This is a genomic window from Shewanella sp. DC2-4 (genome assembly GCF_013248875.1).
In the GTDB taxonomy this organism is placed as follows: Bacteria; Pseudomonadota; Gammaproteobacteria; order Enterobacterales; family Shewanellaceae; genus Shewanella; species Shewanella oncorhynchi.
The window spans coordinates 881,718-893,339 of record NZ_JABRVR010000002.1; the positions used below are offsets into that span (position 1 = coordinate 881,718).

The window sequence follows — 11,622 nt, forward strand, 5'->3', positions numbered from 1 at the left end:
CCAATGCTGAAGATAGGAGAGCTGAAGTGGTGCCCACTTTCTCTCTGAGCACGGATAAGGAAATAAATTAGATGGTCTCTGTTCGCGAAGCGCACTTTAATGATCCCGATTTTCACTTAGAAGATTGGGTAGCTCGCTATGTCGGTCATGCCGATGAAGCGCAGATGCTGCTCTCTTTGATAGGGCAGATTGACGCCTTACCAGCCAAGAGTCCTGCGGCGAAGAGAGAACTGCTCGAACGTGCTCGAGAGATGATCGAAATCCTCGCACCGCTAAACATGGACATTGAAACCCTGCAGGCGGCAATTTTGTTTGTGGTGCTCGATGCTGGGTTATTGACCGAAGAAGCCATCCAAGAGAAATTTGGTGAGCCGCTGGCGCGTTTAGTCGCGAGTGTCGTGACCATGAACGCGATTGGCGCCTTGAAAATCAATCCTAATAGTCGTTCAACCGAGCCGCAAATCGACAATATCCGCCGCATGTTATTGGCTATGGTTGAAGATGTGCGCGCTGTGGTGATTAAGCTTGCCGAGCGTGTGTGTTTACTACGGGCGGTGAAAAATGCCGACGAAGAAACTCGCGTGCTGCTGGCCCGTGAAATTGCCGATATTTACGCGCCGCTGGCTAACCGTTTGGGTATTGGTCAATTAAAGTGGGAGCTGGAAGATATTTCTTTCCGCTACCTGCATCCAGATACCTATAAAGACATTGCTAAGCAATTAGATGGCAAACGACTGGATCGTGAAGTTTTTATCGACAAGTTTGTCAGTCAGTTGCAACAAAGATTAGATGAAGATCAAATTCGCGCTAAGGTCTACGGCCGGCCGAAACATATCTACAGTATTTGGCGCAAGATGAAGGGCAAGCACCTTAAATTTGATGAGTTGTTTGACGTGCGCGCCGTGCGTATCGTGACTGAACGTCTGCAGGATTGTTATGGCGCGTTAGGTGTGGTGCATACGCTTTGGCACCATATTCCTCGGGAATTTGACGACTATGTCGCTAACCCAAAACCTAACGGTTATCAATCGATTCATACGGTGGTGGTGGGGCCTGAGGGCAAAACCGTTGAAATTCAAATTCGTACCCAAGACATGCATGAAGATGCAGAGCTGGGTGTGGCCGCCCACTGGAAATACAAAGAAGGCAATCATTCCGGTAAGCAAAGCGGCTACGAAGAAAAAATTAACTGGCTGCGTAAAATTCTGCAATGGCAGGAAGACGTGGTCGAAAGTGGCAACTTGGTCGAAGAAGTGCGCAGCCAAGTGTTTGAAGATAGAGTCTATGTGTTCACCCCAAGCGGTGAAGTCGTCGACTTGCCACTGGGCTCAACCGTGCTCGACTTTGCCTATTACATTCACTCTCAAGTGGGGCATAAATGTATTGGTGCTAAGGTCGATGGCCGTATTGTACCGTTTACCTATCAGGTTGAAACGGGTGAGCGTATCGAGATCATCACCTCGAAACAGCCCAATCCTAAGCGCGACTGGCTTAACCCTAACTTAGGTTATATCCGTACCTCGCGGGCGCGTTCTAAAATCCAGCATTGGTTTAAGCAGCAGGACAGAGACAAGAATATTGTCGCTGGCAAAGAAATGCTTGAATCAGAACTCGCGCGTGTGAGCCTTAAAATTAAAGACGCGGCCATCGCGGTCGAGCGCTTTAATATGGCGAGCATGGATGACTTACTGGCGGCCATTGGCGGCGGTGATGTGCGTCTGCATCAAGTGGTTAACCATATTCAAAGCCGTCTGCGACTCGACGAAGTGTCAGAAGAAGATGCGGTCGAAGAGTTAGTTAAGAAAGGCCAACACAAACCGACCTCAAGTAGCCGTGGTCAGGTTGAAGTCAACGGTGTGGGTAACTTACTTAACCATATCGCCCGTTGTTGTCAGCCCGTTCCCGGTGATGAGATTTTAGGTTTTATCACTAAAGGCCGTGGCATTTCTGTGCATCGCGCTGATTGTGAACAAGTTAAAGAGTTAATGCGGGTTCACCCAGAGCGCGGTGTCGATGTGGTCTGGGGCGAAAATTACTCCGGCGGTTATCGCATGCGTCTGCGGGTATTAGCCCACGATCGCAGTGGTTTATTGCGCGACTTAACCTCAGTGCTGGCTGCTGAAAAATCCAATGTACTGGCCATGAGTTCATCATCGGACACTAAAAACCAGACAGCCGCGATTGAGTTGGAACTGGAGCTTTATAACCTCGATGGTTTATCGCGGGTGTTATCTAAACTGACCCAAGTCGATAGCGTGATTGAGGCAAGACGACTTTAAGGCTCGTAACGCCTTTTGAAGCGAGCGATATCTAGAAGCCATCTAGAAGCAAGAGATAAAGGATTGGGGCGGTAGGGAGGCTGTTCATCGTTCTGAGCAATGGTTTGCCATGGCATTTGCTCCCCGACGCGCAGCCAGTCCATCCGTGGATGCTCGACCGCCCCCGTCCATGGGGCGGACGGTCGTCTCACAAATCACCATGGCGCACCTTTCAAGTATTAGCGTAACCAGTAGGTTCAAAAATTAAGTCATGAGTATTTAGCTTAATTGTTCAATCTGATTTGGTTTGAGCGAAGTCATTCGATTGAGCATAAGAAACTTTGGGACAGAAGTGCGATAGATATATAGCTCAAACACGATACCCTCAGATGAGATAATGTCCTCGGTCCTGCTGTCCCGTCCTTTTGTGACTTATTCCTGCATTTGCTTAACTATCGACAGTTCTCATTTTAGATAATAGCATTTAGAGGAATGTCATCAATAAATTGGGGGAGTGACTTGCTAAATCCGGTTTTGTGGATACCAAAGAGGTGTAGATAAAAAATCGCTCTTAGCAGAGTTTCAGCGCAAAATTGTACCGGACAAAAACTTAACTTCTCATTAATCGAATTACCATGCACAATTCTTGAACGTGCATTGTAAAGCTCAGCAGCCATTTTAGCTTTGTCCTCACAAATACCTTTGTGAGTTATATTCAAATTTCTAACCCTAGTCTTGAATGTTTCAGTTGTAGTAGCTTCTTTAAAATTTACTATTGCTTCTAATGAACTCACCATTTTTTGTATCTGTAAATATGAATTTGAGTCGGTAGAGGCATCACCATACCATAGCAGTGAGCGCTCTAAGCGATCTACAACCCTCTGTTGCTTCATATCTGGGACTAACAGCAATTCAGGTATGTTGAACGCAATATTTATTAGGCTATTGGGTAAGTCCTTTTCGTCATTGAAGTGCTGCCAGAACTCCTTAGAGTCCTTTTGGAAGACAGGAAAATGAATACTCGTATCAGTGTGTAGTGCTTCAACATTAATACCTGATCTATGGAAATAAAAGTGATGAAAGGTTCTGTCATTAGCTGATAGTAGCGGTACTGCATTTGTGGAATATCTAGTTGCCAATAACTTTAGGACATTATAGGCCGTATCACGCGCTCTCTTTGCCAATTCTATAGAAAGGCTTCTACTGCAAGGCGTATCAACACTGACCTCAAGATAATAATTTGGTGCGAATGACCTAGAATATTTAAATTTAGATAATACATTTTTTTTTAATTTTTCTGGTATTAGCGGTATGAGACGAATGTTCTGACTCAAGTTGAGTGCATTCTGCAAACTGAAAACAATTACTGGAAATTGATATACAAGTTTTGAAAAAGTTGCTTTAAATTGCTGGATCCTGCGGTTGAAAATTTTATCAAATATCTCGTAATTTGGCTTATAAAACACACCGTCATTATCAAAACTATCGGCAAAGCTATTGAGGTCAGCATTAACATATTCGTAGATAATCCCCTCTAAAACACTTTTTAACTCGTAAGAGTGGCAATTTAGATTGTTCTGCTTTCTAACTTCTTCTGATAACTCTCTAATTTGAACTAATGATAGGTTGGAATGATGTAGTTGAAATACACAATGCTCATCTGCATGAAACCTATCATTCATTTCTTTAGCAAGGTCGGTGGGAGCGTTTATGCTTAAAAATAAACGGTCTATTCCAGTAAATTCTTGGAAATAGGCTTTATGATCTGTGTGCCAGAGCTTGTAACTTTTTACCATTTCCACAAGCAAGGAGTTCAGAGTTTTCTTACAACTATTGGATAGCTTCATCAGCCTACTCATAATAAAATACACACTGTAATATGGATAAGATCCGGTATTATAAGTATAAAGTCAATTTGGAATGAATCGCCACTACTTCATGAGATACAGACTCTCATATTATGGTACTGAATGATTTTTAAGAACATGATTTTATTTGCATTAAAATATCAATGCCATTAGTGGAACTCAGCAATGATAAATAGCCCCCATTAGGTTTTAACACTTCGTTGAACAAAAGTGTTGGTGCTTATTGCTGTCGTCTAGCAATAAATTCTAGAAACGATGCTGAAACTATATAAAAATTCGTAACGGGTGAACTACTATTTGACGCTACTCATCAATAGAAATTTTATGGCAAATTCTGATGCCCCAAAAAATAACTGATTAATTGTACTAAGGAGGATGGGGAAAATGTGTGCAATCAGCAATATTGCGAACTATCTCTAGGGGGGAAACTAACTCGAAAAAATATTCCTGCTTTCCTGCTTTCCTGCTTTTCCCAATCCCGAGTTCAGGTTAATCCACAACGCCATGCTAATTGATCATGAATATGGCTCATGTTCTATGTGAAATAAAACCGTTTTTGTTCATGTGTCGAACCACGTATAAATGACTCCAAGCGAAATATTAGACAAGCTTGAAGTTGCACACTAGCTAAGCCATCAGGACTTAAGTCATTGGCACTTAAGTTAAATAGAACCTCAGACAGAACTCGAATAATGTCTATCAGAGTCGGGTCGAGAAGCTAGAAGCGCAGGGCATAAACTCAGGTTTGAAATCAGACAATGGGATACTGGATCACTATGAATAAGCATTTTACATTTACGATTAACAGCATTTGTCTTGATGAAAATTATCATCCCTCAGACAAGACGCGTATCACGACCAACTTTGCTAATTTGGCCAGAGGCAGTCATCGCCAAGCGAACTTACGCAACGCGTTAAAGATGATTGATAACAGTTTTAATGCCTTAGCGCATTGGGATAACCCTAAAGGCGATCGTTATACTGTCGAACTTGAAATTATCTCCGTTAATTTGGATATTGACGGCAGCGGTCAAACCTTCCCATCGATTGAAGTTTTGAAAACCAATATTGTTGATCATAAAACCAATAAACGTATTGAAGGTATTGTCGGCAATAACTTTTCATCTTACGTACGCGATTATGACTTTAGCGTGTTACTGGCAGAACATAATAAGGGCCAAGCCAAATTTAGTATTCCAGATGATTTTGGTGGTCTACATGGCAAGCTATTTCAGTCTTTTGTTAATTCTGATGCTTATAAACAGAATTTTAATAAGCCACCGGTTATCTGTCTCAGTGTGTCTGATAATAAAACCTACCATAGAATTGAGAATCAGCATCCCGTATTAGGGGTTGAATATCAGCCAAATGAATCGTCTTTAACTGAGCAATATTTCAAAAAAATGGGCTTACAGGTGCGCTATTTTATGCCACCAAATAGTGTGGCGCCGTTAGCTTTTTATTTCGTTGGTGATTTACTGAATGATTACACCCATCTTGAGTTGATAAGCACCATAAGCACTATGGGAACTTTTCAAAAAATCTATCGCCCTGAGATTTATAATGCCAATGCTGTTGCAGGGAAATGCTATCAACCTAATTTGAAAAATCTGGATCATTCTCTGACTCAAATTGTTTATGACCGAGCAGAACGTAGCCAATTGGCGAATGAGCAAGGCAAATTTGCAGCGGAGCACTTTATCAAGCCCTACCAAACGTTTTTTGAACAATGGTCTGCTAATTACCTTTAGTCGCTCTGCGCCTAATCGTCACGCTCAATAATTAATCCAATACGGCATCATTATTATGACAACAAGACTTAATAAAACACCGCTTAACCAAACATTGCTTAATAAAACACTGTTACCGACTTCAACCGCGGGCAGTTTGCCTAAACCTTTATGGCTTGCAGAGCCTGAAACACTTTGGTCTCCATGGAAATTGCAAGGAGAGGAATTAATTACCGGTAAACACGATGCACTGCGTTTGTCATTACAGGATCAACAGCTAGCGGGGATTGATATTGTCAGTGATGGCGAGCAAACACGGCAACATTTTGTTACTACCTTTATTGAGCACCTCAACGGCGTTGATTTTTCAAAACGTAAAATCGTTAAAATTCGTGATCGCTATGATGCGAGCGTGCCCACAGTTGTTGGCCCTGTGAGTCGCCAAAAGTCTGTGTTTGTTGAAGATGCCAAATTTTTACGCAAGCAAACTACGCAACCGATTAAATGGGCGCTGCCAGGCCCTATGACCATGATAGATACGCTTTATGATGACCATTATAAAAGTCGCGAAAAGCTCGCTTGGGAATTTGCCAAAATTCTTAATGAGGAAGCCAAAGAATTAGAAGCGGCGGGTGTTGATATTATCCAATTTGATGAGCCTGCCTTTAATGTGTTTTTTGATGAGGTAAACGATTGGGGTATTGCGTGTTTAGAAAGAGCCATTGAAGGGCTTAAATGCGAAACTGCGGTACATATTTGTTATGGTTACGGCATCAAAGCCAATACCGATTGGAAAAAAACCTTGGGCTCAGAGTGGCGCCAATATGAAGAAGTGTTTCCTAAACTGCAAAAATCGAATATCGATATTATCTCGCTAGAATGTCACAACTCCCATGTGCCAATGGAGCTACTTGAACTCATTCGCGGTAAGAAAGTCATGGTCGGCGCGATTGATGTCGCCACCGACACGATTGAAACCGCAGAGGAAGTGGCTGACACCCTACGAAAAGCCCTTAAATTTGTCGATGCCGACAAGCTTTATCCTTGTACTAACTGCGGCATGACTCCTTTATCCCATCAAGTCGCAAGAGGCAAACTCAACGCCTTGAGTGCAGGTGCAGAGATCGTCAGAAAAGAGCTCTTGGCATTAAGATAAGACGCGTTAAGTGTTGCAGCCTGTTTTACAGCAGTATGTTTTATAGCAGTATGAGTCTAGCTTTGTTGAAAAGGTATCGACGTCGGTATTAAAAAAACGGGATTGGCATTCTGATGCCAATCCCGTTTTCATTTTTAAGCTCATGCATTTAGTGCTTGGGCTTATGCATTGTCTTAGCGCTTATTCACCAAGCTTTGGTGTACGTGGCGGGATCATGCGCCTGTCACCTGTTGACTCAAATGCACCTGCAAATTTAAGCAGGTTATTATCGTCATAGGCGCGGCCTGCGAAGGTCAAACCGACTGGCATGCCAATATCGGCCATCACGCCCATAGGCACAGTCACAGTCGGCACGCCTAAATGGCGAATCGCAAGGTTTCCGTTAGCGACCCAAACTCCGTTGCTCCAAGCGATATCGGCGGAAGCCGGATTCACATGCGCATCGGCAGGGCCGACATCTGCCACGGTTGGGAACAGCACTGCATCGAGCTTTAGCTCGTCCATCCAGTCTTCGAGATCTAGCTTACGCGTCTTCTCTATGCCACGCAGACCATCGGGAATACTGTCGATCTGGTCATAGGATTTAAGACCACGCTTAGCCATGTTGACGTACTCTTCCATGCCTGCCGCTAAGTCACCTTCACGGTTAGGCAAGGTGCCTAAGTCGTGGGGGAAAATCAAATGCCCAACAACATCAGCAAGTTTGTTGAGTTTAGGGTCATTGTTAGCACGCAGGAATTCATCGAACGCCCAACCTGAGAGTTCCCATAATTCATCATGCAGGAATTGAGGCGTGACGATACCGCGGTTAAACACGGTCGGCGCACCTGGGCGGTCGCCTTCGCAATTTGATACCAGCGGAAAATCAACTTCAATCACTTCGGCGCCAGCAGCTTCTAAGGCTTTACGAGCCGCTTCCCATAGATCGATAACCGATTGGCGAGTATGAATACGTTGACCCGTTGGCCCCCCGATACCTGGGTTTTCGCTAGTGCCCGCCAATTCATCTTTATTGATGTACATGCGCGGCACACCAAAACGCTTACCCTTAAGTGTGTCTGCGCTAGCGGCCAGCGCCAGATAAGATTCTGGGCGAACTGTCGATGCTTTAGGGATTTGTACCCAAGGTTGCAGACGCCAGAGATCGCCACGGGTGATAGGATCGTCTGCCACAATCACATCCAACACTTCAAGCATATCGGCCATAGTGCGGGTATAAGGCACGACGACATCCATGGTCGGCGTTAACGGCCAGTTACCGCGCACCGAAATCACGCCGCGAGACGGAGTGTAAGCACACAAACCGTTATTGGACGCAGGGCCACGGCCACTTGACCAAGTTTCTTCGGCAAGACCGAAAGCCGAATAACTTGCCGCCGTGCCCGTGCCCGCCCCATTTGAAGAGCCCGAAGCGAAGGGCGCTGTGAGGTAGTTAGCATTGTATGGGCTTTCAGCGCGGCCATAGTGACCACGCTGCATGCCGCCATTGGCCATAGGTGGCATATTGGTTTTGCCTAGGCAAATGGCACCTGCGGCGCGTAGGCGCTCAACGGCAAAGGCATCATATTGCGCCACTAAATCCTTAAAGGCTGGGCTGCCAGACGCTGCCGTCAGTCCCTTCACCAAATAGCTATCCTTGGCGGTATACGTAATACCCTCAAGTGGGCTCAGTGTTTCACCACGGGCGCGGCGCGCATCTGACGCCTCAGCTTCTTTGAGCGCATCGGGATTGTGTACCACTAACGCATTGAGCTTAGTCTTTGTCGCAGGGCCGTCATACGCCTCAACCCGCGCGCGATAAGACTTCACCAACTCCACTGCGGTGGTGTGGCCAGATTCGAGCGCAGCACGCAGCTCGGCAATGGAAACTTCAGTGACTTCAAACATCTTGCGCCCTCCCGCAGAAAGCCAATTGTGGTGTAATAACAGTGACATCAATCGTCATGCTGTTCTCCTTGGGTTACTTTCCAGCAGGGATTTGCTGAGTAATACAATGGATATTGCCGCCACCTAATAAAATCTCACGGGCTGGCACACCCACAATCTCATGCTCTGGGAAGATTTCCTGCAGTTTTTGGGCGGCGATATCATCGGTTGCAGGGTCAAGCAGTGGGAACACGATGCGATTATTGGTGATTAAAAAGTTCACATAAGAACCGGCTAAACGCTCACCCGCCGTGCGTGGCACGCCAGTGCCTTCGGTCACACCTTTTGATTCTTCTTCGGTGCAATACAGCGGCCCCGGTTGTGGCAATAGATGGATTTTTAACTTACGGCCTTTGGCATCCACGGTATTTTGCAACACCTCTAGCGCCGCTTTTGAGCGTGGATACTGGGGATCAGTCTCATCATCGGTCCAGTGCAGAATGACTTCACCAGGACGGGCAAAACAGCACATATTGTCGATATGGCCATCGGTCTCATCCATATACACGCCATCTTGCAACCAGATAAACTGCTTAACATTCAAATAGTCACGCAGTAAGTCTTCAATCTGTTCTTTTGTCAGTTCAGGGTTACGGTTGGCATTGAGTAAACATTCTGCACTCGTCATACAGGTGCCTTCACCATCGACATGGATGGAGCCACCTTCGAGGATCAGCGGCGCGCTGTAACGGGCAAAACCATGCTGCGCAAGCATCTGCTGCGCGACTTGCTCGTCCTTATCCCATGGGAAGTACAAACCACCGTTATGGCCGCCCCAAGCATTAAAACCCCAGTCAACACCACGGCATTCGCCATTGTCATTCACAACTACGGTTGGCCCAGTGTCACGAGCCCAGCAATCGTTACTGTCCATTTCAACCAAGGTGACATGGGATGGCATCACCGTTTTGGCTTCGGCTAAAAAGGCTTTAGGAACACCCATATACACTGGAGTTGCCGCACCAATGGCATCGGCCACCATAGCGAAAGTCGCCTGAGCATAAGCACCAGCTGCACGCCAGTTATCAGGACGATAGGGCCAAATCATCCACACTGCTTGCTGCGCAGCCCATTCGCCAGGCATATAAAAACCATCTTGGGATGGCTTAGTCGTTAACTGCGTGGCATCCACTGTCACGTTTGTCATGAGTTTAGTCTCCAGTAATGCTTAAAAACGATAAGGGTGTGCGTCCTAACATCGGACGACAGAATCGAAATAGACCTAACATCAATCAAATGAATAAATTGAAGGACCGCATTTATCATGTGCATAGTTTGGCCGCAATTGTCAGGTCTTCACTCGGTGAGTTTTAGCTTCATTGAAATATTGCTGCGTATCTTATCATTTAAGATGGCTTGCGCTAAATACTTGTATGCAGGACATAGATGAGAATTTGTAGGGGAGGAAGCTTGTCAATTTATTGCTCACGAGATGAGTGAATTACGAAATGGAGCGAATGCTCTTTAGGTAAAATAAGTCTTAGTTGAAATACGGCACTACAATCTGATCTCAGCATCAAAATAGCGCTTTTATTTTACCTAGCTTATCATCATCGGTTTATTGTAGCCTTTTGCTAAAAAACACTGCGGAGGCGTATTTTTTGTTCTTTCTCAATATTCGCCCGTTGCAGTATTTATCTTTAAAGGATATCAGCATGACTTCCCACACGGCGCCATTAACCTCATTTTCTACTGAACCTTCTATCACTGAAATTTCTACAACGGAACCTTCTACAACGGGATTTTCTATAACAGATGTTGAGCCGCTGCTTAACATTATGGAAAAACTGCGTGATCCGCACACGGGTTGCCCGTGGGACAAAGCGCAAACCTTTCAAACCATAGTGCCTTTTACTTTAGAGGAGGCCTATGAAGTTGCCGATACCATAGAGCGTTTAGCCTGGGATGAGTTACCCGATGAACTCGGGGATTTGTTATTTCAAATCGTATTCTATTGTCAGCTCGGCAAAGAGCAGGGGTTATTTGATTTTTCGAGCGTGATTGAGAAAATTAGCGACAAGTTAACCCGTCGTCATCCCCATGTGTTTGGTGAGCAAAATCCGCAAATAGGCGATAGTGCCCAAGCGATGAAAGCCAATTGGGAGGCGATTAAAGCGATTGAGCGTGAGCAAAAGGCGCAGCAAGTGGCGGGTGAAACTCAAGCAGATACTCTGGTTTCTGCGTTAGACAATATTCCGCGTACCCAACCTGCGCTGTCGCGCTCAATCAAAATTCAGCAAAGGGTGGCGCGAGTCGGTTTCGATTGGGCCGAACTTGAGCCCGTGGTCGCTAAAATCCACGAAGAAATCGATGAAGTCTTGCATGAAGTGAATCAACCCGAGCAAGATCAAGCGAAAGTGCAGTCCGAAATGGGCGACTTGCTGTTTGCCGTGGTGAATTTAGCTCGACATCTTAAGGTCGATCCAGAACAAGCGTTGCGCCAAGCCAATCTTAAATTTGAACGCCGTTTTCGCGGTGTAGAACAGTTGGCGAGTGACAGCGGTAAAAGCATGGAAGAGCACACATTAATGGAGCTCGATGCCTATTGGGACCAAGTAAAAGCGACAGAGACGAGATAAACGGCAAATTATCCCGATTGGTGTTTGTCGAATCGCGCCGCCTTTGGTATACTACTGCCCCGTCCTAGTGCTTTCTTACAAGCACGTATTTTCAAACTCATTTTC

The 11,622-nt window shown here is 45.4% G+C and carries 7 protein-coding genes; 4 read left to right on the plus strand and 3 right to left on the minus strand.

Going from position 1 to position 11,622, the window contains the following annotated elements:
• Nucleotides 1–71 precede the first annotated feature (71 nt).
• Nucleotides 72–2,279, plus strand: a complete 2,208-nt coding sequence (gene relA / locus HQQ92_RS04540; protein WP_173243477.1) for a GTP diphosphokinase — start codon at nucleotides 72–74, stop codon at nucleotides 2,277–2,279.
• Nucleotides 2,280–2,728: 449 nt separating this feature from the next.
• Here relA and HQQ92_RS04545 read toward each other — a convergent pair whose 3' ends face one another.
• Nucleotides 2,729–4,105, minus strand: a complete 1,377-nt coding sequence (locus tag HQQ92_RS04545; RefSeq protein WP_251071102.1) for a HEPN domain-containing protein — start codon at nucleotides 4,103–4,105, stop codon at nucleotides 2,729–2,731.
• A 797-nt stretch (nucleotides 4,106–4,902) separates the two neighbouring features.
• Here HQQ92_RS04545 and HQQ92_RS04550 point away from each other — a divergent pair.
• Both HQQ92_RS04550 and HQQ92_RS04555 read left to right on the plus strand, forming a co-directional pair.
• Nucleotides 4,903–5,877, plus strand: a complete 975-nt coding sequence (locus HQQ92_RS04550) for a DUF1852 domain-containing protein (protein ID WP_173243483.1) — start codon at nucleotides 4,903–4,905, stop codon at nucleotides 5,875–5,877.
• 55 nt (nucleotides 5,878–5,932) lie between these two features.
• The gene (locus tag HQQ92_RS04555) at nucleotides 5,933–7,012 is read left to right on the plus strand and encodes a methionine synthase (protein ID WP_173243486.1); all 1,080 of its coding nucleotides are present in this window, start codon (nucleotides 5,933–5,935) and stop codon (nucleotides 7,010–7,012) included.
• Nucleotides 7,013–7,192: 180 nt separating this feature from the next.
• Here HQQ92_RS04555 and HQQ92_RS04560 read toward each other — a convergent pair whose 3' ends face one another.
• Together HQQ92_RS04560 and aguA are read right to left on the minus strand one after the other, a co-directional pair.
• Nucleotides 7,193–8,899, minus strand: a complete 1,707-nt coding sequence (locus tag HQQ92_RS04560) for an amidase (RefSeq protein ID WP_173243489.1) — start codon at nucleotides 8,897–8,899, stop codon at nucleotides 7,193–7,195.
• A 73-nt stretch (nucleotides 8,900–8,972) separates the two neighbouring features.
• On the minus strand, nucleotides 8,973–10,085 hold the full coding sequence (gene aguA / locus HQQ92_RS04565; RefSeq protein ID WP_173243492.1) for an agmatine deiminase: 1,113 nt from the start codon (nucleotides 10,083–10,085) through the stop codon (nucleotides 8,973–8,975).
• A gap of 508 nt (nucleotides 10,086–10,593) precedes the next feature.
• Here aguA and mazG point away from each other — a divergent pair.
• Nucleotides 10,594–11,517: a nucleoside triphosphate pyrophosphohydrolase gene (gene mazG / locus HQQ92_RS04570; protein WP_173243495.1), complete on the plus strand. Its 924-nt coding sequence runs from the start codon at nucleotides 10,594–10,596 to the stop codon at nucleotides 11,515–11,517.
• The last annotated feature ends 105 nt before the right edge of the window (nucleotides 11,518–11,622 follow it).

Excerpts from the sequence above, each read along its gene's own strand:
- relA (WP_173243477.1), top strand. The coding sequence starts at position 72 with ATGGTCTCTGTTCGCGAAGCGCACTTTAATGATCCCGATTTTCACTTA.
- HQQ92_RS04545 (WP_251071102.1), bottom strand. The coding sequence starts at position 4,105 with ATGAAGCTATCCAATAGTTGTAAGAAAACTCTGAACTCCTTGCTTGTG.
- HQQ92_RS04550 (WP_173243483.1), top strand. The coding sequence starts at position 4,903 with ATGAATAAGCATTTTACATTTACGATTAACAGCATTTGTCTTGATGAA.
- HQQ92_RS04555 (WP_173243486.1), top strand. The coding sequence starts at position 5,933 with ATGACAACAAGACTTAATAAAACACCGCTTAACCAAACATTGCTTAAT.
- HQQ92_RS04560 (WP_173243489.1), bottom strand. The coding sequence starts at position 8,899 with ATGTTTGAAGTCACTGAAGTTTCCATTGCCGAGCTGCGTGCTGCGCTC.
- aguA (WP_173243492.1), bottom strand. The coding sequence starts at position 10,085 with ATGACAAACGTGACAGTGGATGCCACGCAGTTAACGACTAAGCCATCC.
- mazG (WP_173243495.1), top strand. The coding sequence starts at position 10,594 with ATGACTTCCCACACGGCGCCATTAACCTCATTTTCTACTGAACCTTCT.